This is a genomic window from Cellulomonas sp. P4_D11, from assembly GCF_056401915.1.
The window spans coordinates 90,163-115,430 of record NZ_JBFUIK010000001.1 but is presented as its reverse complement, the minus strand read 5'-3'; the positions used below and the strand labels follow the sequence as shown (position 1 = coordinate 115,430).

General features: G+C 68.5%; 21 protein-coding genes and 1 pseudogene. 11 read left to right on the top strand and 11 right to left on the bottom strand.

The window, feature by feature from the left end; all coding sequences use genetic code 11:
• Positions 1-81: 81 nt before the first annotated feature.
• The 3 genes and pseudogenes from AC1DT4_RS00520 to AC1DT4_RS00510 form a co-directional block, all read right to left on the bottom strand.
• Positions 82-240 (bottom strand): annotated as a pseudogene (locus tag AC1DT4_RS00520) (DUF4236 domain-containing protein); the annotation flags it as partial.
• 777 nt (positions 241-1,017) lie between these two features.
• Positions 1,018-1,785 (bottom strand): DUF4839 domain-containing protein, encoded by a 768-nt coding sequence (locus AC1DT4_RS00515; protein ID WP_477087804.1) that lies wholly within the window; start codon positions 1,783-1,785, stop codon positions 1,018-1,020.
• 787 nt (positions 1,786-2,572) lie between these two features.
• Positions 2,573-3,502, bottom strand: coding sequence for a hypothetical protein (locus tag AC1DT4_RS00510; RefSeq protein WP_477087803.1), 930 nt, complete (start codon positions 3,500-3,502; stop codon positions 2,573-2,575).
• 93 nt (positions 3,503-3,595) lie between these two features.
• On the opposite strand from AC1DT4_RS00510, the gene AC1DT4_RS00505 reads away from it, so the two are divergent.
• Entirely contained in the window at positions 3,596-3,757 is a 162-nt protein-coding gene (locus tag AC1DT4_RS00505; RefSeq protein WP_477087802.1) for a hypothetical protein, read from the top strand.
• A gap of 521 nt (positions 3,758-4,278) precedes the next feature.
• On the opposite strand, the gene AC1DT4_RS00500 is transcribed toward AC1DT4_RS00505, so the two are convergent.
• From AC1DT4_RS00500 to AC1DT4_RS00480, 5 genes are all read right to left on the bottom strand, one after another.
• Positions 4,279-5,844 (bottom strand): HD domain-containing phosphohydrolase, encoded by a 1,566-nt coding sequence (locus AC1DT4_RS00500; protein WP_477087801.1) that lies wholly within the window; start codon positions 5,842-5,844, stop codon positions 4,279-4,281.
• A 28-nt stretch (positions 5,845-5,872) separates the two neighbouring features.
• On the bottom strand, positions 5,873-6,634 hold the full coding sequence (locus AC1DT4_RS00495; protein ID WP_477087800.1) for a hypothetical protein: 762 nt from the start codon (positions 6,632-6,634) through the stop codon (positions 5,873-5,875).
• Positions 6,631-6,885: a DUF4242 domain-containing protein gene (locus AC1DT4_RS00490; RefSeq protein WP_477087799.1), complete on the bottom strand. Its 255-nt coding sequence runs from the start codon at positions 6,883-6,885 to the stop codon at positions 6,631-6,633. The genes AC1DT4_RS00495 and AC1DT4_RS00490 overlap by 4 nt, the downstream gene beginning before the upstream one ends.
• 466 nt (positions 6,886-7,351) lie before the next feature.
• Positions 7,352-9,322 carry a glycoside hydrolase family 36 protein gene (locus AC1DT4_RS00485; protein ID WP_477087798.1) on the bottom strand — a complete coding sequence of 657 codons (1,971 nt, stop codon included), beginning with the start codon at positions 9,320-9,322 and terminating at the stop codon, positions 7,352-7,354.
• A gap of 46 nt (positions 9,323-9,368) precedes the next feature.
• Positions 9,369-9,515, bottom strand: coding sequence for a hypothetical protein (locus AC1DT4_RS00480; protein WP_477087797.1), 147 nt, complete (start codon positions 9,513-9,515; stop codon positions 9,369-9,371).
• A 509-nt stretch (positions 9,516-10,024) separates the two neighbouring features.
• Between AC1DT4_RS00480 and AC1DT4_RS00475 the strand changes: the two genes are divergently transcribed.
• From AC1DT4_RS00475 to AC1DT4_RS00435, 9 genes are all read left to right on the top strand, one after another.
• Positions 10,025-10,150, top strand: a complete 126-nt coding sequence (locus AC1DT4_RS00475) for a hypothetical protein (RefSeq protein ID WP_477087796.1) — start codon at positions 10,025-10,027, stop codon at positions 10,148-10,150.
• A 25-nt stretch (positions 10,151-10,175) separates the two neighbouring features.
• Positions 10,176-11,351, top strand: a complete 1,176-nt coding sequence (locus AC1DT4_RS00470; protein ID WP_477087987.1) for an SIS domain-containing protein — start codon at positions 10,176-10,178, stop codon at positions 11,349-11,351.
• Positions 11,348-11,614 carry a hypothetical protein gene (locus AC1DT4_RS00465; protein WP_477087795.1) on the top strand — a complete coding sequence of 89 codons (267 nt, stop codon included), beginning with the start codon at positions 11,348-11,350 and terminating at the stop codon, positions 11,612-11,614. The genes AC1DT4_RS00470 and AC1DT4_RS00465 overlap by 4 nt, the downstream gene beginning before the upstream one ends.
• Before the next feature lie 89 nt (positions 11,615-11,703).
• Complete coding sequence (locus AC1DT4_RS00460) at positions 11,704-12,795, top strand: amidohydrolase family protein (RefSeq protein ID WP_477087794.1); 1,092 nt, start codon at positions 11,704-11,706, stop codon at positions 12,793-12,795.
• A gap of 28 nt (positions 12,796-12,823) precedes the next feature.
• Entirely contained in the window at positions 12,824-14,113 is a 1,290-nt protein-coding gene (locus AC1DT4_RS00455; protein WP_477087793.1) for an ABC transporter substrate-binding protein, read from the top strand.
• A 15-nt stretch (positions 14,114-14,128) separates the two neighbouring features.
• On the top strand, positions 14,129-15,088 hold the full coding sequence (locus AC1DT4_RS00450) for a carbohydrate ABC transporter permease (RefSeq protein WP_477087792.1): 960 nt from the start codon (positions 14,129-14,131) through the stop codon (positions 15,086-15,088).
• Positions 15,081-15,932: a carbohydrate ABC transporter permease gene (locus tag AC1DT4_RS00445; RefSeq protein WP_477087791.1), complete on the top strand. Its 852-nt coding sequence runs from the start codon at positions 15,081-15,083 to the stop codon at positions 15,930-15,932. The genes AC1DT4_RS00450 and AC1DT4_RS00445 overlap by 8 nt, the downstream gene beginning before the upstream one ends.
• A gap of 45 nt (positions 15,933-15,977) precedes the next feature.
• Positions 15,978-17,051: an amidohydrolase family protein gene (locus AC1DT4_RS00440; RefSeq protein WP_477087790.1), complete on the top strand. Its 1,074-nt coding sequence runs from the start codon at positions 15,978-15,980 to the stop codon at positions 17,049-17,051.
• Positions 17,052-17,174: 123 nt separating this feature from the next.
• Positions 17,175-18,437: an MFS transporter gene (locus AC1DT4_RS00435; protein WP_477087789.1), complete on the top strand. Its 1,263-nt coding sequence runs from the start codon at positions 17,175-17,177 to the stop codon at positions 18,435-18,437.
• 227 nt (positions 18,438-18,664) lie between these two features.
• Here the strand turns inward: AC1DT4_RS00435 and AC1DT4_RS00430 are convergent, their stop codons facing one another.
• Together AC1DT4_RS00430 and AC1DT4_RS00425 are read right to left on the bottom strand one after the other, a co-directional pair.
• Positions 18,665-20,371, bottom strand: coding sequence for an outer membrane protein assembly factor BamB family protein (locus tag AC1DT4_RS00430; protein WP_477087788.1), 1,707 nt, complete (start codon positions 20,369-20,371; stop codon positions 18,665-18,667).
• A 192-nt stretch (positions 20,372-20,563) separates the two neighbouring features.
• On the bottom strand, positions 20,564-21,790 hold the full coding sequence (locus AC1DT4_RS00425; RefSeq protein WP_477087787.1) for an FAD-dependent monooxygenase: 1,227 nt from the start codon (positions 21,788-21,790) through the stop codon (positions 20,564-20,566).
• A gap of 69 nt (positions 21,791-21,859) precedes the next feature.
• Between AC1DT4_RS00425 and AC1DT4_RS00420 the strand changes: the two genes are divergently transcribed.
• Positions 21,860-23,020 (top strand): class I SAM-dependent methyltransferase, encoded by a 1,161-nt coding sequence (locus AC1DT4_RS00420; protein WP_477087786.1) that lies wholly within the window; start codon positions 21,860-21,862, stop codon positions 23,018-23,020.
• Between the two features lie 173 nt (positions 23,021-23,193).
• Here AC1DT4_RS00420 and AC1DT4_RS00415 read toward each other — a convergent pair whose 3' ends face one another.
• Positions 23,194-25,221 carry a hypothetical protein gene (locus tag AC1DT4_RS00415; RefSeq protein ID WP_477087785.1) on the bottom strand — a complete coding sequence of 676 codons (2,028 nt, stop codon included), beginning with the start codon at positions 25,219-25,221 and terminating at the stop codon, positions 23,194-23,196.
• Positions 25,222-25,268: the final 47 nt, after the last annotated feature.

Sequence of the window (25,268 nt, the reverse complement as noted above, 5' to 3'; positions counted from 1 at the left end):
GCCCGGCCTGGGGCCAGCCACTTTCGGCTGCACGGCAGGCCGCGGGGCTGACTTTTCCGAACTGGACGTGGTGTACGAGACACCAGTCCCGGGCACGCCGACTGACTTAGTGACGCGACCAGACGAGTGAGCACTGACGCGCGCGCCCTTTACGCCGACGGACGTCGAGACACCTCGCGGCGTCACAGTCATGCGGACGCCTGGCATCACCTTGAACGACTTTCGGGCTCGAAACCCCATGACTTTCCCTGGCTTCCTCAGCTGAACGCGCAACGCACGGTCTCAGTCTGGCCCTGCGGAGGATCGGAGCGCGAGCTTGGGAAGGGCGACCGCCCGCGAACGGCCCGGGAGCGCTTTGCTACCAGGGCCCGTGGTCGACGCAGGTCGAGCACCGTGAGGTTGCCAGCAACGGCTTGCCAGTCTCATCGACCGTGGCGATCTGCTCGCGGTTCCCTACGCGCTGCCACGCTCCCTGTTCCGTGATTACGCCCCAACGCTGGTAATCGTCGTCCTCTTCGCCCTTGTGCGGGCAACCATCGAAGTGGGCCATCCCGCGCGGTGACACGCGCAATGCCGCCGTCCTCTCGACTGCAGACTTGCGCCGGTCGTATCCGTGGACGCACGTCGAGTCGTCAAGTTCGCAGAGCTCGCACCAGGCCATGCGGCACATCATGACAGGAGGCGCAGAGGGGTCGGCGTCGTCATGGCAGGCAAAGCCGTCACACTCAGCGGCGACAGGAGATCAGTCCGACCGTCCGGCACGGCCGGGTGTGTCCGCCCTAGCCGAGATCACTGCGACCAGCGTCGTGTCGCGTCGCCGCGCGCGGGGTGAGTCGCGTCACTCGGTCGGCCCGGCAAGACTCCTCAAACCGGAGTTGGGTCTTTCCCCGGTTTCTTGGGCAACTTCGACACTCAAATCTGGGACTACCTCAACAGTGGGCAGTTCGTCGACGCGTCCGTCGTCCTGTCGAGTGCCAACGTGCCAGGCTCCGAGCACCCAAGTCTGGCGGCTACGACCTAACGGAAGGAGGTCTCGACCGGCTCAAGCGGGAACAGGCAGCCGTTGTTGGGCTCGTACTTCCCGACGCGAGCAACGATATGCAGGTTGGCGCCGGGGCCGATGGTGTCCGGGGTGTCGCCGGAGTAGTGCATGTCAAACGTCGTGTTGACATCCTCGAACGTGAACGAGGGACCGGACGCGGACGTCTCGCTGTAGTCGCCGGGGAGAATGAGCATGTCGTACCGGGTCTTAGCCGAGCCGTGCGGGTTCATCGCGCCGATGTTTCCATCGAACTCGATGAGCTTGCCCTCAAACTGGGACGCGAGCTGTGCGACCTCGGGGCTGCAGGAGTCGGTCAATGCGAGGAGGGCTGCGAGCTGCGGGCTTGTCTGCACCGTTGCGCGCTCTTCCGCTGCCGGCTCCGCGCTGGCTTCCTCGGTCGGCTCGGCCGCCGGCTCATTGGCCTCTTCGGTCGGATCTTCGTCGTCCTCGCCGCAACTGCGGTCGACGACAAGACGCGGCTCTCCGTCGACGGTCGCTCCGGACTCGGGAAGCTGTTCGCAGACCTGCCAGTTCGACTTGTCGACGATGCCGAAGAGTCCGCCTCCGGCGACCTCGACGTCGTCCTCGTTGACACCGGCCCGGTCGAGATCGCTGAGGGCGACGTCAAGAGTCTTGCCGACGACGTCCGGCATGACCGCGTCCTCACCCGACCCGCCGCATCCGACGACACTGAGCGCGAGCGCGAGAACTATCGGGACGACTGCTGCGGCACGCTTGCGCATTCAATCACTTTCTAGCTTGGCGGTCATGGCCCGATCGTCAGGTCGCGCATTTCCCACGTCGAAAGTCTTCGACCTGGTGCCGGCCGAATCGTAGGAACTCGGCCGGACATCACCCGATCGCCCCGCGGGTCGGGTCAGCCGCAGGGACGAGGAGCGGCAGTCGGCCATCATCGCGTAGCCACCAGCGATCGCTGGGCATCCCGAAGCGGCGAGTCCGTATCCTGCATACTTCGCAGCGCCAGTCGAGCGAGCCGCGTACGTCTCGGGAGCGCCCCGCAGCGCCCTAGGAGTCACCGCGCGTGGGGACCGTCTGCGATGCCGCCGACGATGTGCGTCCGCTCGTAGCGTGTGGGGGCGACCCATTGGTCGATGAACGTGCGATTCACGTACGTCTTGACCACGCGTTCGCCGAGTGGGCGCACCGCAATGTACGGACTCGCCGCAGGGATCTAGATCTCCGACGGGACGTCGGGCGTAAGTGCGCGTGCGAGCGCTCGGCTCGCGAGCGGGACGCCGAGCGCAGCCATCGCTTCGTTGAGCGAGTCGAAATGTGTGCGTTCCGACATCCGGGCCTCCGACGGGTGTGCTTGGGATCAGTGTGGACCCGAAGCGGGTTCCGCCGGGCATCCGCGTCTAGTGCGTCCCGTCGACCACGTCAACAAAAACGAGTCCTGATCTGAGGATCGCGTCGGGAGCGACTAAGTGGAGCTGCAGGTCCAGGCGTCCGCGGGCCCGAGTCAACAAGAGCCGGATCGTCTTCGATTCGACCCACCGCAGTCTGCTCGGCTCAACTGGTGGCGAGTGAAGCCGCGAGCGGCATGGCCCACCTGTCCATCGCTTCCCGGCTGACGTCCGCCCAGTCAGATGGTTCCCATCCGTAGTGGTTGATGAGGCGAATCATCGTCGCATTGAGTGCTGCGACGACGGAGAGCGCCATCACCGAGAACCAGCTCGAGGGCAGACCGATCTCCAAGCGTGCGGTGCCGGGGATCGATCCGGGGCTGCTCACGATGACGAACGGATGGAGGCCGTGAGCCTGCCCGTGCACGACGGCAGATGTTCGGCGGTAGAGAAGGGCACCGATGTCGCTGGACGTTCCTGCGGGTGCCGTGAGAAGCCTGACAAGGACCTCGTCCTTGGGGATCTCTTGGTCCAGGTGGCCGGGAACGATGATGCCTGCCCGGCTCGTGCGGGGGAGCGTGAACTTGAAGCCTTGGCGCTTCGCCTCCAAGGCAATGGCGTCTATGGCTTCCTGAAAGTCTCCACCCGGGCCGCTGGCCACGAGTGAGACGTTCTGTTCCTGAGCAAGTGACTTCAGGCGGAGATTGAACCGCCGCCGTACTCGTTCACGACTGCTCGTCGCCGGGTCGTACAGCCACGACAGAGTCGCGAGCCCGTCGAGGGTCGGACGAACCAGCGACGCCAGTGCGACGCCGACTCCCGGCGCACCCGTCAGAGTGGCGAATGCTCTTACGTGGTCGACGATGGCGACAAGCCGGGGCACGACGTCCAGACTGACCATCTGCGACGCCGGTCCCCACGCCCCGTCGTATTGGGCGTCATCGCGTTCGATGGCTGCCCCGCTTCCGGCACCGACGACGAGTGTTTCGTCGGCAACGTAGCCGTGAGCTGCCTCGGCGAGGGCGCTCAGATGATGCGCGGCGAGAAGCAGCTCTTCTGTCGTCACTCGGCTTGCTGCCAGCTGGGGCATGTTCACGGTTGGACGGTAGTGGACCGCGCTCGCGGTTCGTCCAGCTGTCGGAGCCCGGAGTTCCTTATTTCACGCGCTTCCGGTCGCTACCGTCGCGATATGGACGCACCGAACTGGACCCTCGACGAACTCCGGGCCGAACTCGTCAGGTTCGAGCGGGCCCTACGCGCAGCGGGCAAAGCCGACAACACCGTCGCTACGTATGTGGGGCGTAGCGAAATCTTCCTGCGGTGGTTGGCCGATGAGTACGTGCCGCGCTAGCGAGCTCCCAGCTTGTCGGTGAAGAGCCGTGCCGCTCCACTCCCGGGGTAGAGCGCGAACTCGTCGTCCGTATAGGCCGGCAGGTGGCTTTCAGCGCCGAGGTCACCAGCCTCCATGAGGGGGATAATGGACTGACGCGACGGCACGGTCGGAGTGCCAAATCTTCGTCGCTCGGACCGTCGGTGGCGTCGGCTCTCGCGAAGTCGGGTGTCATCGGTCGCGACACGCTGGAAGCGGTGGAAGTCCTACAGGGCGCCGAGCGCTGGGCCGTCGAGTGCGATGGTCAGACGGATCACGTGGGTCGCGGCAGCGGCATCATCACCAAGTGCGTGGTTCTACCTGGATGCGGAGCCATGTTGACCACGTCAACAGATCGGCCCCGATCGGGTCGGGACCGACGGATCGGGATCGTGGAGTTGCAGTTCAGACGTTCGCCGACGTCCGCGGCGACTCGCGGAATCGTCTTCGATTCCCGCCACCTCCACGATGCCTATGCCAACGATCGCGTGGCACAGCTTCGATCAGTCATGGTGTGGCGCCGGCACGAGCCCATGCTCCAGCGCGTACAAGCTGGCCCCGATGCGGTTGCTCACGCCGAGCTTGGCGTAGATCCGCTCCACGTGGTTGCGCACCGTCTTCTCCGAGAGCGTGAACCGTTGTGCGATCCGCCGGTTCGACTCGCCCTGCGAGACGCGTACGAGGATCTCGACCTCGCGCGGCGTGAGCCGATCCTCGCGCGGCGTGCGCTTCGCGCGAGGATGCCCCGCCGCAGCGAGCACCGCGCGCACCGCGGCATCGTCCAGCGCACCGGCGGAGGTCCGGCTTCGCAGCCGCTCAGCGGCCTGGGCGGTCGACTGCGCCGCGCGGTACGGGCGCGGCTCCAGCGCCGACTCGTAGGCCACCGCCGCGGCGAGGACCCGGTCGGGCAGGGGCAGTGACGCGGCGGCCAGTCCGCGCGGGTAGCCACCGCCGTCTGGCTGTTCGTGATGGTTCGCCGCGATTCGTGCGACCTGGCCGAGACCGCTGACTCTGTCGAGGATCCTCGCGGTCAGGTACGGGTGCAGGCGGACGCGTTCTTTCTGCTCCGCCGACAGGTTCGCCGCGCTCTCCCAGATGCGGTTCGACACCCCGATCCGGCCGATGTCGTGCACGTGGCCGGCCCGGCGGAGAGCGAGAGAGTCAGCGGCGTCCAGTCCGAGTAGCCCCGCGGCGCGCGCGGAGAGATCGGCGACGGCGCGTGAGTGGCCGAGAGTGAACGGGCACTTGAGGTCGACGAAGTCGCCGAGCGCGATCAGGATCCGGTCCAGCTCGACAGCCGTCAGCGCGGACTTGTCAGGGGCCTCCGCGAGGGCGGCGTCCCAATAGCTGCCGTGGTCCGGTGCGGCAAGCAGCGCTGTCGGATCCGAGAGGAACGCATCGGCGACCGCGGGGTCGAACTGGCCTCCACGTCGAGAACGCACCATGTGCTCGGCCCCGCCGGGTCCGTAGGTGCGGTCATGCACCTCGACGAGATCCGCCAGCTGCGCCACCCGCATCTCGATCGGCAGATCGTCGCCCGCCAGGGCGTGCGGGACGCCCGTCCCGTCGTACCGCTCGAAGGTTGCGCTCAGCACAGCCTGGACGCGCGGTGACAGCCCGATCTCGGCGGCCAGCAGCGACGCGGAGGCGCAGTGCGAATGCACCAGCTCGCCCAGCTGTCCTCTGGGGCCGCGCATCAGCTGCCCGATCACCTTGATCCGTTGCGGCAGTGGCGCGCCGCGGGCGACGTTGCCCACCAGGAACCGCATGTACGGGAGGCCCGCCCAATCGACCAGGTAGGCCGCTCGCTTGACGGCGATGTCGTCACCGAACCAGCGCACGTACTCGTGCGAGTCGGCGTGGCAGCCGATCCACATGACGAGCGTGGTGTGGAACGTGGTGTCCCGCTGCGTGCGGGTCAGGTCAAGCCTGTCGGCGAGCCTGGTAGCGATGACCGCCGACCGAAGCACGTGCTCAGCCGGCTGTCCCAGCCCCAGGTCGATCGCGATCGACAGCGCGGCGAGCAGCTCGGTCAGGCGCGTTGCGGCCGCGCCCACGGGACCAGACACGGCCTCATCGTCCACCCTGGCCGAGCACTCACGCTGCGGATTCGAGCAGCTCGCGCTGGCGTTCGGCCGCCGAGACGTGTCGTGCAGGGTCGAAGGCGTCGAACTGACCGAAGCCGTACATGAAGATGCCGTGCTGAGGCAGCCAGAAGCCGCCGATGCGCGCCTGGGCCCGCAGGGGTAGTGGAGTGCCGAGGTCCCGGCCGGCGAACGTTGCCCGGCTGTCCCGGATCGCCCAGATGCGCACCGGTGCCGCTGTGAAGTGCTGCCCGTTCGGCATCTCGCCGGTGAGGCGCACCTTGCCGACGCCAAGCATCCGGCCCGCCATCGGGCCCAGGAGCGCGAGAACGGCCGAGTTGGTCCACATCGCCATCGGCATCGCCCGGCCCATCGTCGTCATCATCCGGGTGACGACGCTGCGCCCGAGGGCCACCGTCCACTCCAGGGTGTCGCCGACGCGCACGTGGAACGTCACGTCGTCGAGCCACTCCACGGCGATGTCGGCGCGCACCGACGGATGGCTGCACGCTGCGCCGATGTAGCGCTCGCAGCTGTGCTCAGGGTCGGCCGTCGAGTACACGGTCCAGTCGCCCTCGGGACTCCGGTGCCACAACGCGCGGTAGCCGGCGCCGAAGCTGGCGGCCGTCATGCAGCGCAGCACCACGTAGTCACCCGAGGCGAAGGACAGGCCCATCACGCCGTAGCCACTGATCCGCTCGCCGTCACCCGCCGGGAGCCGCGGGGCCGCCTCCGCGTCCTCGGCGACGGCCCGCGGCGTGCTGGCGGAGCTCACTTCCCCTCCACCACGGGGAACAGCCGGTCAGCGACCAACCCATGGGCCTCGCGGTGAACGGCGGCCGCGGACTCTGCATCCGGCGCCTCGACGAGGCACCAGGACCTGCCGTTGGCCTCGTCGACCCAGTAGCTGCGGTAGCTCACGGCGTACTTTGCCTGGACCAGCAGGTCCTGCGCGTGCGCACCGGCCACGTCCGCGGCCGTCGTGCCCTCCGGGAGGGTCTCGTGTACATCCATGTAGAGAGTCATCAGTGCCTCCATCGCCGGTTCGGGGCACCAGACTCCCGCCCGCGTCGCACCACGTCATGGGGCATCTGCCTCAACCGGAGGACGAATCAGCCAGTCCGTCAAGGTCGCCGCCGCAGTGGTGGAGTGCGTGACCGGTCCGCCCGCTGCGATGTCCCGGCGGGTCGTTCAGCCTGGTGATGGGTGCAGCCTTGCCGATGGCGGAGTGGGGAATGCCCAGCCCTCGACCAGGGTGCGGTGGAACCGCTCGATCTTGCCGTTGCCTGGGGCCGGTAGGGCCGAGTCCGCTTCGCGGTGATGCCCAGCTCGGCGCAGGCACAGGGCACAGGTCCGCTGGAGATCCGGAGCTACTAGCCCGCAGCAGTCCTGCTCCTCGAGACCGCCGTCGCGGCCGCTCGCGCCGCCTCCAGGAACCCGCGCGGATGCAGGTCGGGTGTGACGATGCATCCGAGCGTGACCTGTGCCCGGCTCACACCGGCTCCGCGACGACGAGCTGGAATCGCGTGAACGTCAGGTCGACGGTCGGTTCCTCCCCGCTGGCCACACCGAGATCGGTACCGCTGAACGGGTCGGTCAGACGGTAGGTCCCCAGGCCGAGGCCACGGAGCTCGACCGCGCCGCTCCAGTCGTCGGCAAAGAAGGCGTAGTGCAGGGTGGCGCCCTTCGCGATGGCGTGGCCCTCGGGTACGTCGAAGCCGATGTCGTAGAGCTCACCGCGATACTCACCGGTCGGGAGCCCGGACCGAAGGGACAGATCGATCCACTTCTTCCAGAGCTCCTCCTTCTCCGGCGTGAGGACGATCTCGGCGTCAGGCCCTGCCGGGTAGGTGAACTTCGTCGACAGGACGGCGCCGACGCCGTAGCTGGATGCGAAGTCGTCGTGGGTGTCGCTCAGCTCGACATGGTCGCCCGCGAAGCTGGATCCGGCGCCCATGAGCGCCTTGACCGACTTGCCCTTGGAACGGACCTGGTAGGAGGACAGCGGATCAGCGGACGGGTACTGGTCGACGTAGGGCAGGTTGTGGAAGTCGAGCGCGGTGCCGCATGGGCAGAACTCGACGACCGCATCCGGATGAGCAGCGTGGACGGCGTCGTAGATCGCCTTCCAGAAGAGAGCCAGGCCTTCTGTGGACTCCTCCGGGCGGGTGTGTCCGTGCGCAGGGTTGTGGCACGGACCGACGGCATTGAGGTGCTGACCGTCGAGCTTGAGGCCCTCGAATCCCCAGTCCGCGACGAACCTTCTCGCCTGTGCGACGAAGTGGTCGATCGTCGGCTGGTACGCGGGGCACATCGTGAAGTCGTCCCACCAGGTCACCCGCTGCGGCCGGCCATCGGGGCCGAGCAGGAGCATGTCCGGGTGCTGCCGGTAGACGTCGCTCGTCGGGTCGGCCGCGAGCGGCGCCCACCACAGGCGCGGGCGCAGCCCGTGCGCGCGGATCTGCGCGGTGAGGGTCCGCATGTCCTCGTCGCCGCGCGGGAACCTCCCGGGGTCGAGCTCCCAGTCGCCCTCGTTGGTCTGCCAGCCGTCGTCGAGCACCGCCCACCGCAGGCCGACCTCGACGACCTTGGGCAGCGTCGCGACGACCTGCTCGACGGTGAAGTCGCGCTCGTAGCCCCACGCGCACCAGACCGGCTCGAAGGCCGACGCCGGCGCCGTCGGGGCGCGCAGCCCGAGGGGGGCGAGATAGTCGCGGTAGCGCTGGAGCGGGACGAAGTGGTCGCCCCGGTGTGCCATCAGGAAGGTGGTGTCCGTGGCCAGCTCGTCGCCCGGCGCCAACACACGGTCGTCGTGGCCCTCGACCGCGATGCTCGCGCCGGCGGGCGTCCTGCGGACCGGGAGGTTCAAGGCTCGCGCGATCGGTTCGAGGTGCCCGACGGAGAGGCCCGCGTCGCGTTGCCAGACGGTCGCGACGGGGGTGCCGCCGCCGTAGTCGGACGAGTCCATCCCCAGCGAGTTGACCTGGGCGAACGTGTCGGTGACCCGGCGCACCCAGTCGCGGCGGTCCGTGTAGGTCGTTCCCGAGAACGTGTAGAAGCCCTCGGGCGCTTCGAGGAGCTCGTGTGCGGCCGTGCGCCACCCGGTGACGTGCACGGGCTCGGCTGAGGTGTTCGCGAACGTCACCTCGAGGACGACCATCCCGGGCAGCTGCTGGTACGACGTCAGCACGACCGTCTTGCGCAGTCCTGTTGGGGTGTGGCCGTGCACGGCCGCGCGGACGCCCGCGCCGTGGGGGGAGTCCGTGACGGCCAGCATCTCGTGCTCGGAGCAGGCAAACTCCTCGACCGCCGTCCCGTCGACGAGCAGGATCTCGCTGGGGTCGAACCCGGTGACGGCGACGCCGTCGAGGGACACCCGGGTGAACAGCGACCCGTCGACGTCGACCGTCACGCCGCCGCCCGCGGCCATCGTGAGGACGGCCGGCCGGTTCGCTGCGGGCATGTGGATCTCCCTTTCAGTGGTGGCTCCTCCGGTACGACCAGGCGCCTCAGGCCGGCGAGTCGACGAGGGCGACCTCGATCGCGCCCGGGGGAGCCGGGAGGAGCAGCGCGGCCCCGACGACACCGTTGATGGTCGCGACCGTCAGTGGCCGCATCTGGGGTCGCGCTGCGCCGAGGAAGGCGACGCGTGACATGGGCAGATGATCAGCAACTTTCGGCAGCCAGTGCAAGTAGGTGAACGAATTCGGCCCGTTGCGATCAGAAAAACTGATCACTTGCGGAGGGCGATGACCGCGAACGTGTCCGGCGTCGAAGCGGGTTCGCGCAAGCGGCGCCGGAGGTTCGTCCAGGCCTCGACCTAGCTCGAGCGGATCCGCTCGGCGGGCGTCGAGGTTGTCGTCCGCCCCTGCAGGCGGAGGTGCGACGCGTCGACGATTGTCTCGTCGACCCCTGCGCCGGCGAGCGCGAGCAGCTCGCCTGGGTGCACAACCGACGGAATGGCGAGGTGCGCCTGCACTCGATTGCTCGAACCGATCATAAAAACTGATCGGGTCGCGCCGAAACGTTGACCCTCACCGACGCCCGCCTTACGTTCCAACGCGAGTACGCAGAAGGGACTTTCCCCCGGGGGGCAGCTGCGCAATTGAGCGGACGCACTCCGCTCGCATCGAGCACCAGGAGATCACTGTGCATGGACCCCTTCATGGCAGCCCACCTGCCCGATCAGCATGCGAGGGGCCGGGGCGGCCTGCTGACCACCGACCCCGAAGCCCTCGCGCTCGACGTCCGTGACGTGTGCTGCACCGACGACCTCGCCTGCAACCCCTGACCCAGAGGAACCAGTCGTGACCGCAATGCTGCCGAACCAGAACTTCGGAGACGACGCACCGGCCACTCTCGACGAGCGCGCGGGCGCGACCGGCCGGGAGATCGCCCAGCAGCCGGCCGTGTGGCGTCGGCTCGCGGCGGACCTCGCGGAGCGACGCGACCCCGTGCGCCGCTTCCTCGAGCCGTTGCTCGCTCGCGACGACCTGCGGATCGTCCTCACCGGCGCCGGCACGTCCGCGTTCGCCGGCGAGCTGCTCGCGCCGGCGCTGGCCAGCGCGCTCTCCCGCACGATCGACGCGGTCGCCACGACGGCGATCGTCACCCACCCGCGGGAGGCGTTCGTCGAGGACGTCCCCACGCTGCTGGTCTCGTTCGCGCGTTCGGGCGACAGCCCCGAGAGCGTCGCCGCCACCGAGCTCGCCGAGCGGTGCCTCTCGTCGGTCTACCACCTCATCGTCACGTGCAACGCCGAGGGCCAGCTCGCGCGGACCCACTCGGGCTCGGAGCGCTCGCTCGTGCTGCTCATGCCGCCGGAGTCGCACGACGAGGGATTTGCCATGACGTCGAGCTTCACGTCGATGGTGCTGGCGACGTGGCTCGCCCTCGTGCCGAGCGGGCTGGACTCGGGTGTCGCCGAGCGCCTGGCCGCGGCCGGCGCCGCCGTGCTCCGCCGGACCCCGGACGACGTCGCGAAGCTCGCCGCGCGCGGCTACGACCGCGTCGTCTATCTCGGCAGCGGCTCGCTCGCGGCCCTCGCCCGTGAGTCGGCCCTCAAGGTGCTCGAGCTCACCGCCGGTGCGGTCGTGAGCTACGCCGACTCCTCGCTCGGGTTCCGGCACGGGCCGAAGTCGGTCATCAACGACCGCACGCTGGCGATCGTGTACCTGTCGAACGACGCGTACGTCCGCCTCTACGACGAGGACATCATCGCGGAGCTCCAGGCGCAGATGGGCAGCGAGAACGTCGTCGTGGTGGGCGCGAGCCAGAGCGAGCTGCTCGAGCCGGACGGGCCGTGGGCCGTGCCGGACCTCGCGGACGACCCGGACGCGCTCGTCGGCCTGGTGTACGTGCTGGTCGCACAGCTCCTGGCGCTGAACGCATCCCTCGAGCTCGGGATCACGCCCGACACCCCCTCGCCGGACGGCCAGGTCAACCGCGTGGTGAAGGGCGTGACGGTGCATACCTTCGAGGCCGATCGATGACGACGTTCCTCGGCGTCGACGGCGGTGGCACGACGACGGCCTGCTGCCTGGTCGCGGACGCCGGGCGCAGCGCCGCCGAGGTGCAGTCGAGGAGCAGCACCTCCGGCGGCGTCTTCACGGCCCCGCGGGTGCGTGACGTGGCGAGGAGCCTCGCGCGCTCGACCCGGAGCGACGACCTGCGCGAATCGCTCTACCCGCCGTCCGTGGGCAGCGCGCGTTGTGCGGCGCGCGTGACCGGGACCCCTCTCGAACGATCGGCGTGAACTCCAGCTCGAGGTTGCACGCGTCACCGATGGGTGACCCACCAGCCGCTCCGTGTCCCACCACCACTGGTACGAGGAGGTACCGCTCGATGGACGTCCACGAGCTCGACAGGCTCGCGTTGCGGGACTTCGCGCCGCGCCCGACGGTGAGCCTGCCGTCGCACCCGGTGCCGCGCGCGTCGACACCCGCCGTGGACGCGCACAACCACCTCGGACGCTGGCACGCGCACATGCGCACCGGGCGCTGGAACGACGACGACTGGCGCGTGAAGGATGTCCCGGCGCTCGTCGGTCTGATGGACGAGTGCAACGTCGCCACGATCGTCAACCTCGACGGCAGCTGGCGCGACGAGCTCGAGACCAACCTGGACCGCTACGACCGGGCGTACCCCGGCCGGTTCGTCAGCTACGCCCGGGTCGACTGGGACGAGACGGCCGAGAAGGGCTGGCCCGAGCGGGTCGCCGCCTCGGTCGCCGACTCCGCGGCGCGCGGCGCGGGCGGGCTCAAGCTCTGGAAGGACCTCGGGCTGCGGCTGCGCGACGAGAAGGACGAGCTGATCTTCCTCGACGACGCTCGACTGGAGGGGATGTGGTCGGCGCTCGCCGACGCCGACCTGCCGGTCTGCGTCCACACAGCCGACCCGGCGGCGTTCTTCGAGCCGCTGGACCGGCACAACGAACGGATCGAGGAGCTGCTCCGCCACCCCGACTGGCAGTTCACGGGTCCGCAGTTCCCGCCGCTGTCCCGGCTCCTCGACGCGCTCGAGGGTGCCGTGGCTGCGAACCCGCGGGTCACGTTCGTCGCCGCCCACGTGGGCTGCTACGCGGAGGACCTCGACTGGGTCGACCGGATGCTCAGGACCTACCCGAACTTCAACGTCGACATCGCGGCGCGGATCGCCGAGCTCGGCCGGCAGCCACGCCGTACCAAGAGGCTCATCGAGGACCACCCCGACCGGGTCGTCCTGGGCACCGACGTCTCGCCGCCTACCGCGGAGGACTACGAGATCTACTTCCGGTTCCTCGAGACGGCCGACGAGTACTTCCCGTACGACGCCGAGGAGCCGCCGGGCAACGGCCGGTGGCGCGTCTCTGCCCTCGACCTGTCACCCGCGCTCGCCTCCGGGGTCGTCGGGGACAACGCACGACGTCTCATCCCCGCCCTGCACCGTCTCGCGTAAGCCCCCTCCCAACCCCCAGGAGAAGATCGTGATTCGCACGCACAGCACGACCAAGCGGAACGCCTTCATCGTCGCGGCCGGCCTCGCGGCCGTGACCGCGCTCGCCGCCTGCTCCGGCGGCGACGGCGGCGGCGACGGCGATTCCGGCCCCGTCACCATCAGCTACGGCGTCTGGGACGACACCCAGGGCAAGGTGATGCAGCAGATCGCCGACAAGTTCCACGAGACGCACCCCGACATCACCGTCAAGGTGCAGGTCACGCCGTGGGACCAGTACTGGACGAAGCTCAAGACGGCGGCGACCGGCGGCGCTGCCCCCGACGTGTTCTGGATGAACGAGTCGAACTTCGCGACGTACGCCAACGGCGGCGTTCTCGCCAACCTGTCGGACAAGCTCGACGGCTCCGACATCGACATGTCGAACTACATCGACATCCAGACCGAGGCCTACACGTTCGACGGCAGCGTCTACGGCATCCCGAAGGACATCGACTCGATCGGTCTCTGGTACAACAAGGCGCTCTTCGCCGCCGCCGGTATCCCCGAGCCGACCGCCGACTGGACCTGGGACGACATGGTCGCGGCGGCGCAGAAGCTGACCGACCCCAGCACGGGCCAGTACGGAATCGTCGCCCAGTCGGCACCGCAGCAGAGCTACTACTCGACGATCCCGCAGACCGGTGGCCAGGTCATCTCGGACGACAAGAAGTCCTCCGGGTACGACACGCCTGAGGCCATCAAGGGCGTCCAGGTGTGGGTCGACCTCGTCAACAAGTACAAGGTGTCCCCGACCTTGCAGCAGATGACGGACACCGACGCCGACACGTGGTTCACGTCCGGCAAGGCCGCCATGATCTTCGAGGGCTCGTGGGCAGCCGCCGAGTTCCAGGAGATCCCCTACGCCGCGGAGAACGCGAACGTCGCCCCGATGCCGAAGCTCGACCAGCCGGGCGGCGTCAGCAACGGCCTGGGCAACGTGATGTCCGCGAAGTCCGAGCACCCCGAGGCGGCGTGGGAGTTCCTGCAGTACCTCGGCGGCGAGGAGGCTGAGACCGCCCAGGCCGACGCCGGCATCGTGATCCCCGCCTACAAGGGGACCGCTGACGGCTGGGTGAAAGCCTTCCCGGAGTTCAACCTCCAGGTGTTCGTCGACGCGCTCGAGAACTCGACGCAGTACCCCTCCTCGTTGAACTCCGCCGCGTGGCAGGACCCGATCGAGCTCGAGTTCAACAAGGCGTGGACCGGTGACGTGACCGTCGAGGAGGCCTCCGCGAACGCCGCGAAGACCATGAACGACGCGCTCGCCGCGGAGAAGTGACCGGGGGCTCGACAGGTGACCTCACAGGTCGTGCCGCCGGTCGAGCAGGGGCAGCGGCGGTCGGCACCGCTGCCCCCCCGCGGCACCAAGAGGCGCTCGCTGCGTCACGGCGACAGGTACTGGGCCTACCTCTTGATCCTGCCGACGGCGATCGGTCTGACCGCCTTCTCCATCTGGCCCGCACTCCAGACGTTCTACTTCTCGTTCACGAAGTGGGGCACGTTCGGCGGACACGAGTGGATCGGCCTCCAGAACTACACCGAGGTCATCCGCGACCCTGAGCTGCTGCGATCGCTGTGGAACACCGTGATCTTCTCGGTGATGACGCTCCTGGGCATCCCCTTGTCGATCGGGCTCGCGGCGCTGCTGAGCACCAAGGGGCTGCGCGGGGTGAGCTTCTACCGGGTGGTGTACTTCCTGCCGGTCGTCACCATGCCGGCGGCGATCGCGCTCGTCTGGAAGCTCATCTACAACGGCGACACCGGCATCCTCAACCAGTTCCTCGCCCGGTTCGGCATCGACGGCCCGCACTGGCTGTCGGATCCCGCGACGGCGATCTACGCGGTCGGGATCGTCTCCATCTGGAGCTCGCTCGGCTACAACATGGTGCTCTTGCTGGCGGGGATGCAGCAGATCCCCGGCGAGTTCTACGAGGCGGCGTCCATCGACGGCGCGGGCAAGTGGCGGCAGTTCTTCGGCATCACGATGCCGCTGCTGACGCCGACGACGTTCTTCGTCACGGTGATCACGGTGATCAACGCGCTGCAGGCGTTCGACCTCGTCTACCTCATGGTCGGCAAGGCCAGCCCGGCCATCGAAGAATCGCAGACGGTCGTCTACCTGTTCTACGCGAAGGGAATCCTGCAGGGCGACGGTGGCTACGCCGCTGCGATCGCCTTTGTGCTGCTCGCACTGATCTTGTTGATCACGGCTTTCCAGTTCCGTGTCCAGAAGCGGTGGGTGCACTATGAGTGACGGTATCTCCGCGACGAAGGCCGTCGGGCCGAAGCATTCGCACACGCTCATCCACGTCGTGCTGATCGTCGGGTCGCTGCTGATGGTCTTCCCGTTCTTCTGGGAGGTCTCGACCTCGCTCAAGACGTATGCCGAGTCGATCTCGGTGCCGCCGACGATGTTCCCGTCGAGCCCGGTGTGGAAGAACTACGCGGACGTCTTCGTGACCCTGCCGTTCAGTGCTCAGTTCCTCAACACGGTCATCATGACCCTGGCGCGGACGGTCGGTCAGGTGTTCTTCTGCTCGGCCGCCGGGTACGCGTTCGCGCGGCTGGAGTTCCCAGGTCGCAACGTCATCTTCATCGCCTTCCTGTCCGTCCTGATGGTCCCCTCGCAGCTGTTCCTGCTCTCGCAGTTCCAGATCATGCAGCGCCTCGACCTGTTGAACACGGTGACGGCACTGGCCCTGCCGGGGATCTTCAGCGCGTTCGGGACGTTCCTCCTGCGGCAGTTCTTCATGCAGCTGCCCGCGGATCTCGACGCGGCCGCGAGGTTGGACGGGTGCAACCCGTTCCAGGTCTGGTGGAAGGTCATGCTGCCGCTGGCGAAGAACGGGATGCTCGCGCTCGGGATCCTCACCGCGATCTGGTCGTGGAACGACCTTCTGTGGCCGCTGGTGGTCAACAACGACCCCGAGAAGATGACGCTGTCCGCCGGCCTGTCCACGCTCCAGGGGCAGTTCCTCACGAACTACCCGGTGCTCATGGCGGGCTCTTTCCTGGCGAGCATTCCGATGATCCTGCTGTTCGTCTTCTTCCAGAAGAACATGCTCGAGGGAATCGCCTCCAGCGGCATCAAGGGCTGACGCCCGCAATCCATTGTCAGATTTCGAGAGAGTGAGAGACGCAGAATGCCTACGCCTGACGCCGACTGGGACGCCCTGTACGACCTGCCGCTGCGCGAGTGGCGACCCCGCAGCAAGATGGCCGGCACCGTCACCGCGGTCGACCACCCGGCGTTCCCGGCGATCGACATCCACAACCACCTCGGGCGGTGGCTGAGCGACGACGGCGACTGGTTGATCAAGGACCCCGCCGCGCTCGTCGCGATGATGGACGAGGTCGGCGTCCGGACGATCGTCAACCTCGACGGGCGCTGGAGCGAGGAGGTCACCGCGAACGTCGAGCGGTACGACCGCGCCTACCCCGGCCGGTTCGCCACCTTCTGCCACGTGGACTGGGATCGGCTCGCCGAGGCTGACGGGGAGCAGACGCTGATCGCGCAGCTCGAGGACAGTGCCTCGCGCGGCGCGCGCGGCATCAAGGTCTGGAAGAACCTCGGCCTGTGGGTGAAGGACGCCGACGGATCGAAGATCTTGCCCGACGACCCGCGCGTCATCCGCATCCTCACCCGCGCCGGTGAGCTGGGGCTGCCGATCCTCATCCACGTGTCCGACCCCAAGGCGTTCTTCGACCCGCTGGACGTGCACAACGAGCGGCTCGACGAGCTCATGCACAGCCGCGACTGGTGGTTCGGCGACACGACGAAGTTCCCGACGTTCGATCGGATCGTGGAGGGCCTGGCCACCCTCGTGCTCGCGACCCCGGGAACGACGTACATCGGCGCCCACGTCGGCTGCGTCGCCGAGGACCTCGACTGGGTCGAAGGGCTCCTCGCGAAGGCGCCGAACTTCAACGTCGACATCGCTGGTCGCATGGCGGAGCTCGGCCGTCAGCCGCGACGGTTCGCGACGATGGTGGAGCGGTTCCCCGATCGGGTGCTGTTCGGTACCGACATCTACCCGATCTCCGCTGAGGCGTATCACAACCACTTCCGGTTCCTGGAGACCCAGGACGAGTCGTTCGACTACTCGCCCGGTGCCGAGATCCCGCCGCAGGGCCGCTGGACCGTCTCCGGCGTCGACCTTCCGGAGCACCTGCTCAAGGCCGTCTACCACGACAACGCGGACCGCATCCTGACCTAGTTCGGGTCCCGGTCTGCTCAGACCGAGCAGGGAGCAGCGCTGCCTCCCGTCGACGGGCGCGCCCGTGAGCCGCTCGCGACCCCGGCGCAGCCGTGCCATCGCTCGATCTCGGAGGGGGAGTGCATGACGCAGGCCGCAGTCGACGCCGCCTATGGAGGCCCACGGACTGTCCGGCGCAACGTGGTGCTGTTCTTCCTGGACGGCGTCACCTTCCAGCCGTCGACCGCCCTGATCTCCATGGCGACGGTCATCCCGCTGCTCTTCCAGCAGCTCCGTGCGTCCACCCTGCAGTTCGCGGTCGCCACGGCCACCGTCTCCGTGTGCATGTTCGTCTCGCAACCGGTCTTCGTGTCCCTCTGCTCCCGGGCGCGGCGGATGGGCCGGTCCTTCGCCTGGATCCTGTTCGCGCAGCGGGCCATCTTCCTGGCCTTCGTCGTGTCCATGCCTCTGTTCGCGGACAACCCGTCAGCCATGACGTGGGTGTTTTTGGCGTCGTGGGTGGTCTTCAACCTCATGGCCGGTTCCGGGACCGTGTTCAACGTCCCGCTCATGCTGAAGCTGCTGCCCCCCGGCAGGCGCGCGGGAGCGCGCGGGGTCGGGATGGCGACCGGCAGCATCATCGCCCTCGGCGTCGCCGCGCTGATCCCCGTCGTGATCGAGAGGATCTCCTACCCGCAGGACTTCATGGTCCTGTTCGGCATCGGGCTGCTCTTCCTGTTCGCCAACGCGGCCGGGTTCTGGTTGATGGACGAGGACGAGGACGTGGAGCCACCGCACCCGCTCCGGGTCGCCGAGTACCTCAAGGCCATCCCCGCGACCTTGGTCGGCGACCCCGCGTTCCGCGCGATGGTGGGGTCGAGCGTCGCTCTCGTGGTGGCGAACTCCCTGATCCCGTTCTACACGCTGCACGCCATCCGGGACCTGTCCGCCTCGGAGCGGCAGGTCTCTCTGCTCGCGGGCCTGGCCATCGTCACGGGCGTCGCCGTGAGCCTGGTGTTCGGCTTCTTCATCGACCGGAGAGGGCCGGTCAGGCTGTCGCCGGTCGCTGCCGTAGCCGTGACGGCGGCCGGGATCGTCGGACTGGTGTCGCACTCGTGGCCGGCGCTCGTCGTCGCATGGGTGCTGGCGAACCTGGGGAACGCGTGCTACATGCAGACGACGATGCTGATGCTCGGTGACGTGAGTCCTCAGGGAAAGTCCCCGCTCTACGTCGGGATCCTCTTCTCAACCTCCATGCTGGTGTCGTCGGTCCTGGTCCTGGCGCTGGCACCCGTGCTGGAGATCCTGGGGTTCACCGCATTGTTCGTGCTCGTCTGCGTCTGCGGCGCCGTGGGGTGGTACCTCAACGTCCGGGTCTTCCAGCCAAGGCTGGCAAGGAGGGTCTGACTGACGGCGAGCGCAGTAGTCGAGTGTTCGCTGGAGTCGCGCTCCGAGGTAGCGCACAGTGCGTGACCGTGCCACCACCGGCCCGCTCTTCGAGCACTCGCGGAGTCCGCCAAGACGCTCTGTTGCGCGTACGCCGACCGCCCAGGTCGGATCGCGATGACAGACGGCACGCGACGCCCCACGACGAGAGCCGGGCAGCTGTTCAGGCGGCTCGCCGTTGGCGTGCCTCAGCCCAGGCGGGTCATCTGCTCCTGCTGCAGGGCGATGAGGCGGCGGCCGATCTCGAAGAACTGCACGGTGCCCGGAGGCCCCGCAGCCGTCCAGAGCACACGTCCGTCAGTGATGTCGACCGCCGTGAGGATCGGCTCCTGGTCGTCGTTCCCGGTCGTGACGAGGACGACGTGACCATCGGTGAGCAGGGGACGACGGGCCCGCAGATCGTCCGGAGCGGTCCACAGGCGTTTGCCGGTGCGGGTGTCCACCGCGACGAGGTCGTCCCCGAAGGTGGTGATCAGGCGGTCGTCCAGCAGAAGGTCCCCGTCCTCAGGCGTCGCCTCCGTACTCCATCGGGCGTTACCGGTCCGGGCGTCGAGCGCGACGACCTCGGCGCCGCTCGCACTGATGGTCAGCAGGAGGTCGCTCGCCGAGCCGTCGTCGACGGCGAGCCTGAGGAGGGGACCGTCGATCGGGAAACCATCCCCGTCATCGGAGGCAGAGACGGTGCCGTAATGGGCGATGCCCTGGACGTCCGGGGTGCCCACGACGAAACGGCCGTCGGCTAGCACGGTGAGCTCCACCTGGCGCTGGCCGCCCTCCGCCGGCCACTCACCCAGGACCTCACCGTCCTCGGACAGGGCCATCGCGATGAGACCGCTCACCACGATGACGCCGTGCTCAGTCCTCGTCTCGGGTGCCTGTGGCCCCCGTCCAAACCCGGCGCCGGGCAGCGGTTGCTCGCTCCGGGCGGTCCACCGCACCCGACCGGTCAGCGGGTTCTCGCGTGTCACCTGCACGCGTCCGTCCGAGAGCACGGTCGTCACCACGATGTCGGAGCCGAGCGTCTCAACGGTGCCGAACCCGTACTCGAGGCTCCGATCTCTGACCGTCTCCCCGGTCTGCGCGTCGAGCACCACCAAGCGGGCCTCGGATCCGGGGCCGTGCGCCGGGAGCTCGGTCCCTGGGCTGGCGGGGGCAACTAAGCGGCAGACGATGTGCGTGCTCACCGCGTGCGGTCCCGAGCGGGCGTGGAACACCGAGATCAGCCCTTGAACGTCGGGACCAAGAGCTCGACATCCCACGTCCAGCTCTGAGGCAACCTCGGGAAGCGCGACGTCCCACCGCTGCTCGCCCGTCACGATGTCGTTCCCGACGAGCCGGAAGCCCTCCGAGGGGTCGCCGAAGAGGCTGACCATCAGGTCGGGGCCGTGCACCGCGGGATGCTGCCAGCCGCCTGGCTGGATCCACACCTCCCGCAGCGAGGAGTCCATCGGCTCGAGCAGGCCCGCTACGGCAGCGAGGTGAACATCCCTGGCGCGGGCCCGGACGCCGTCGACAACCACGACCGCCGCGAGCAGTGCCAGTGCGCACCCGAGGAGCAGCCATCGACGACGAGCCCACAGTGCCGGTCCGAACCCGCCGCCGGCAGGGACGACTGAAACCGGCTCGCGCTGTCCATGTCGCGGATCTCCGCGCGCACGCGCCGCCTCGTCGCCGACCCCCGGTCCACCGTCGTCCGGTCCGCCGTCGTCAAGTTCGACATCACGCATCCCCTTGCCGCGCGACATGCTTCGGACACTACGCCGACCCCGACTCCAAAGACCTAGTCGTCGGCCCGAAAGGTCTCTGAGCGGGACCAGTGCCGACCCTTGCCGAGCATCACCACCATGAAGCGAACGTCCCGGGGACCGCGGCCGAACTGGGCTGCTCGAGCTCATACGAGCATGCCAGGACGCACAGACCGTTCGAGGCTGTCTCCGGGGGAGTGAACCTTCACCGGTCGCACGCTCGGCCGGCGCTGTCCGTTGTCGTCCTGGTCGGGTCGGCGGATGGATCCCAGCGCCGTGGCGACGGGCAGGTCGCGGCCCCAACGCCTAGGGGATCCACGACAGGCGCACGTCCCCCGCGCGTTACTCGGCCACCGGACCAGTCAGGTCGATGGAGTCGAGGGCGCGTGCCGGTGTTGCCTGCAGCCGCACGACGCGCCGTTGCACGGACGGCGGCAGGCGCGTCACGAGACGGATCAGCTCCGGGATGAGTCGGACCTGGATCCTCGTCCGCGGGATCAGCGTGGACATGATCGTCGGCCCGATGTCGCGCGCTTTGGCAGCGAGGTCGCGCATGCGGTCCTCGTACGCGCGCAGACCGGCCTGGTAGTCCGGGCCGGCCCCGGCTAGCTCGTGCGCCAGGACGTAGCCGCCGACCATGGCGATGCTGGTGCCGCCACCGACGGCCGGGCCGGGGGAGTAGCCGGCGTCGCCGACCAGGGTGACCCGGCCGCTGGTCCACCGGTCCATCACGATCTGGCTGATCGAGTCGAAGTAGAAGTCGTCGGCCGCGTCCATCTCGGTGAGCAGCCGCGGAACCTCCCAACCGTCGCGCCCGTAGAGGTGGTGGAGGAACTGCTTCTGCCCGTTGATGTCGCGGTGATCGAGCGGCAGCTCCTCGTCGCGGCGGAACAGGAAGCCCGCCCTGGCCGCGGCTGTCCCGTGGACCGGGTAGATCGCCGCGACCCGGCCCGGAGCGTTCCAGACCACCATGCGGCCGTGGAGATCGAGGTAGTTGGGGATGGCTGCGAAGGCCAGATATCCGCCGAGGAATCGTCGGAAGTGGCTCTCCGGCCCGAAGACTGCACCGCGGACGACGGAGTGGAGGCCGTCCGCTCCGATCACGAGGTCGAACCGGTCGGCGGGGGCGTGCTCGAACGTCACGGTGACGCCGTCGGGCTCGTCGACGATCGTCCGGATGGAGTCCTCGAACCTGTACTCCACGTCGCGACGAGTCGCCTCGTACAGGATGCCGGCAAGCTCGCCGCGCATGATCTCGACGTGCTTGCCCGAGATTCCAGCGATCAAGTCACGCAGCTGGACGGTCACGCCTCGGCCGTCGCCACGCTGGAACGAGATGATCTCGGTCCGGGTGCGGTTGTCGATCACCGCGGGGAGCACGCCCGTCCACTCCGCCACGTCCATGGCCGGCCCGAACAGGTCCACGGCGTGCCCGCTGGTTCGGACGCGGACGAGCGGCATGCGCTCGACGACCGTCACGTCGAACCCGTGCCGACTCAGCCAGTACGCCGCCGTCGGGCCCGCGACGCTCGCGCCCGAGATCAGGACCCGCGGCGGATGCCTGGGCATGACCTCCACGCTAGCGGCCGCCGGATGCGAGGAGTCGACGACGGCGTCCTGACGGTTAGCCTCGGTGGCGTGGATCAGGAGGCAGGGCGTGACGAGACGGACGTCTTGGCCAATCTCCGGCGCTATCCCGACCTCGAGGCACCGAACCTGCACGCGGTCGACGCGAGCGACCGGCTGATCCTCGACGAGGCCGCGCCCGCGCTAGCGGAAGCCACAGGCGAGGCCGTCGTTGTGATCGGCGATCATCACGGCGCGCTGACGCTCGGAGCCATCGCGCGGCACGGGGTGTCGGGAGTCCGCACGCACCAGGACCGGCTGCTCGGCGAGCGGGCGCTCCGGGCGAACGCCGAGCGGCTCGGGCTCGACGGGTTCGCGCAGCTCGAGCTGGCGCCGGAGCTCGTCGCGGGCGCCCGGGTGGTGCTGCTCCAGCTCCCGCGGTCGCTCGACGCGCTCGACGAGATCGCCGGCCTGATTGCCGAGCACGCCGATCCCACGGTGCTCGTCGTGGCGGGCGGCCGGGTCAAGCACATGACGACCGCGATGAACGACGTCCTCGGCCGCCACTTCGCTGACGTGCAGGCCCACCTGGCCCGGCAGAAGTCGCGCCTGCTCACCGCGTCACAACCCCGTCCGGAAGCCGAGCGGCCCGAGAAGCGCTGGCCCGTGTGCCAGGAGCACCCGGACCTCGGCATCACGGTGTGCGCGCACGGCGGCGCGTTCGCCGGAACCGGGATCGACATCGGCACGCGCGCGCTGCTCCAGCACCTCGACGCGATGCCGCCCGAAGCGAAGACCGCCGTCGACCTCGGCTGCGGCACGGGGGTGCTGGCTGTGCTTCTGGCGCGGGCAAACGACGGGCTGGCCGTCACGGCGACCGACGAGTCCGCCGCCGCTGTGGCCTCCGCGCGCGCAACGGTAGGAGCCAACGGTCTGGAGGGCCGGGTCGTCGTCCTTCGCGCGGACGGTGCGGAAGGCGTCCCCGACGCGAGCGTCGACCTGGTGGTGCTCAACCCTCCCTTCCACGTCGGCGCCGCGGTACACGACGGCGTGGCGAGGACGCTGTTCGCGGAGGCCGCGCGGGTCCTCAAGCCCGGCGGCGAGCTGTGGGCGGTGTGGAACTCGCACCTGCGATACCGGCCCACGCTGGAGCGGGTCGTCGGGCCGACCCGGCAGGCTGGTCGCGACCCGAAGTTCACGGTCACGGTCTCCACGCGTGCCGCTCGGATGTGACAGCCGAGCCGGCGACACCGACGGCGAAGGCTGATGGACGCGGGACCGGATCCGGGATCGATCCCGGGTGCTGACGGGGCGCGTATTGAGTCGGTTCCGTTCGTGCGCCGCTCAAGCCCATGGCAATCGCAGCCGGACGCATTGTCGACCGGCTGCAGAGAACGAGACCGACGCTAGGGGAGATCGTCCACGGGATCAGGGTCAACATCGGCGACTGAGCCATCCCGATTTCGCTTGCGTCGGAGCAGGGAGCCCACCGCTTCGGCTCCACCTGCCGCCGCTCCCTTGAGGGCCGAACTGGCATCCGCAACCGCCGTCGCCGCGCGAGGTTGGTCAGGGACTCCGTCACCGTCCAGGTCCACGGAGCGAAACGGCTCCGAGGCGCGGTCGAACAGATCCGCGCCACGGCGCCTCTTGGAGTTGCCTGCGTCCGCGACGCCCCGTCCTATGCCCTCCGAGTCGAGATAGGCGAGTGCGCAGTCGATCGCCTTGAGCTTGCGCGCCAACTCCTTGAGAGCTGGAGCCGACTCGTCGGAGATAGCTTCGAGGTGAGCGCGTTCTCGTCGAAGCTCCATGCCGGTCTCCGCGAGGGTTGCCCAGGTCTTCGGGTCCTGTTCGAGACCCTGGTACTTCCGCAGGATCGCAGCGGTCAGCTGGGCGGACACGACAGCTTCGACGGTTTCCGCCGTGGTGTTCGAGCCCGCGAGGCCGAGCGCGACGCCGCCGCCGCCCGCGCTGACGAGGGCACCGGCCGTCAGGAGGCCACCAATCATTCCTCCTGGCCCGAACGCCGCGAGGGCGCTGGTGATAGCAGCAGCACCGACGACACCGGGAGCAGCTGCGAGGGCCAGACCGCCGGTCGCGACGACGATTGCTACCGCGCCTGCACCGAGGGCTGCCCATCTGACCCAGTTGGTGCCGCCGCCGGTCATCGCGCTCCGGGCGGCATCACGGGCCGAGATCACGTCACGACCGAACTGTGTGCCCAGTCCCATCTCGATGGTGAGCTCCATGAGTGCCTCGTGTCGCGACTTGCTGGAGACATCGATCTCGAAGGGGTGAATGACGTTCGCGGTCGCGAGTCCCGTCAAGATGACGACGGCCTCTTCCTTCGAAAGAGAGGAGATCCGGCTCGGCTCGGGCGCGACAGATGTGGGATCCGACAGATCAACTGCGAGGGCGGCGACCAAGGCCGGGAGCGGGCGGCCGTCCTGCGCTCGCTGCCGCTTCATGGAATCGAGTGCTTCCGCCTGCACGTGCCGGAGGGCGTCCGAGTAGCGGTCCCTCTGTGCACCACCCAGTCTCGATCTCGTGAGGTGGCCGTACCGGAGTGCCAAGAGCGCGAACGTCTCGGCGTAGTTCAGCCGGATGTCTACGCCCTTCTCGACGACCGCGAGCTCCTTCGACCGCGAACCGTAGAGCGCGTAGCCGATCGCAGTCGCAACGACGGGCTTCCTCAGGTAGGTCACCGCGTCGTGGACATGGCCGTCGACCTTGGTCCGGATGCGATAGTCGGTCATCCAGGGAAACACCGATGAGACACCGCGGTGAGTTGTCACGGGGTCGGCGAGGTTCCAAAAGTTCACCCACCACGCCAGGTTGGAGGGCGGTTCCTTCAGCGTCGCGCGGAGCCCCTCGAGACCGAATCCCGCGTTGGCGAGGGGACTCCCGATGGTCACCATGCCGGCGACTTCGATCTCGGGCGGCAACCGCCGCACCAGGTCGGCTGCGATGACGGACCCGAGGCTGTGGCCCACGACGACAAGACGCCCCGAGCTCGGCAGCTGACGGAGGATCCGGGCAAGAACGTGCGCTCGGACCCGTGGGTTCTTGAGGTAGTTCGCCGCCTGCTGGAACGGCGCTTGCTTCAGGGCAGCTTCCGCGATGGGATCGCCGCCGAACCAGCCGTTGCCGCGATCGTGCTTGCCCAGCAAGAACTCGATCGCAGCCTCTCGGCGTTCGAAATCCCGTCGATTCTTCTTGGCCGCTTCGCCCGTGGGCGCCTTGATGGTCAGACCGGGCAGGGGATCGTCGTCGTCCACGCCCTTCAGCGAGTTCGGATACTTCGGGGCGATCACGGTCGCCGTATCCAGCTCGGGGTATCCCAGCTCCGTCAGTGCTCCCTGTAGGGCGCTCTTCCATTCGTCGTTCTGGTCGCCCGATCCGACGCCATGCAAGAAGAGGAGGTGCGGCTTCGACATCGAGAACTCCTGCGCAGTGCCCGCTGAACGGGGCGGTTGCGCCGAAG

Bases quoted from the DNA above. Each gene is read 5' to 3' on its own strand.
- AC1DT4_RS00490 (WP_477087799.1), bottom strand. From the start codon at position 6,885: ATGACTCTCTACATGGATGTACACGAGACCCTCCCGGAGGGCACGACG.
- AC1DT4_RS00505 (WP_477087802.1), top strand. From the start codon at position 3,596: ATGGACGCACCGAACTGGACCCTCGACGAACTCCGGGCCGAACTCGTC.
- AC1DT4_RS00460 (WP_477087794.1), top strand. From the start codon at position 11,704: ATGGACGTCCACGAGCTCGACAGGCTCGCGTTGCGGGACTTCGCGCCG.
- AC1DT4_RS00465 (WP_477087795.1), top strand. From the start codon at position 11,348: ATGACGACGTTCCTCGGCGTCGACGGCGGTGGCACGACGACGGCCTGC.
- AC1DT4_RS00440 (WP_477087790.1), top strand. From the start codon at position 15,978: ATGCCTACGCCTGACGCCGACTGGGACGCCCTGTACGACCTGCCGCTG.
- AC1DT4_RS00435 (WP_477087789.1), top strand. From the start codon at position 17,175: ATGACGCAGGCCGCAGTCGACGCCGCCTATGGAGGCCCACGGACTGTC.
- AC1DT4_RS00515 (WP_477087804.1), bottom strand. From the start codon at position 1,785: ATGCGCAAGCGTGCCGCAGCAGTCGTCCCGATAGTTCTCGCGCTCGCG.
- AC1DT4_RS00485 (WP_477087798.1), bottom strand. From the start codon at position 9,322: ATGCCCGCAGCGAACCGGCCGGCCGTCCTCACGATGGCCGCGGGCGGC.
- AC1DT4_RS00470 (WP_477087987.1), top strand. From the start codon at position 10,176: ATGCTGCCGAACCAGAACTTCGGAGACGACGCACCGGCCACTCTCGAC.
- AC1DT4_RS00480 (WP_477087797.1), bottom strand. From the start codon at position 9,515: ATGTCACGCGTCGCCTTCCTCGGCGCAGCGCGACCCCAGATGCGGCCA.
- AC1DT4_RS00475 (WP_477087796.1), top strand. From the start codon at position 10,025: ATGGCAGCCCACCTGCCCGATCAGCATGCGAGGGGCCGGGGCGGCCTG.
- AC1DT4_RS00425 (WP_477087787.1), bottom strand. From the start codon at position 21,790: ATGCCCAGGCATCCGCCGCGGGTCCTGATCTCGGGCGCGAGCGTCGCG.
- AC1DT4_RS00445 (WP_477087791.1), top strand. From the start codon at position 15,081: ATGAGTGACGGTATCTCCGCGACGAAGGCCGTCGGGCCGAAGCATTCG.
- AC1DT4_RS00415 (WP_477087785.1), bottom strand. From the start codon at position 25,221: ATGTCGAAGCCGCACCTCCTCTTCTTGCATGGCGTCGGATCGGGCGAC.
- AC1DT4_RS00430 (WP_477087788.1), bottom strand. From the start codon at position 20,371: ATGAGCTCGAGCAGCCCAGTTCGGCCGCGGTCCCCGGGACGTTCGCTT.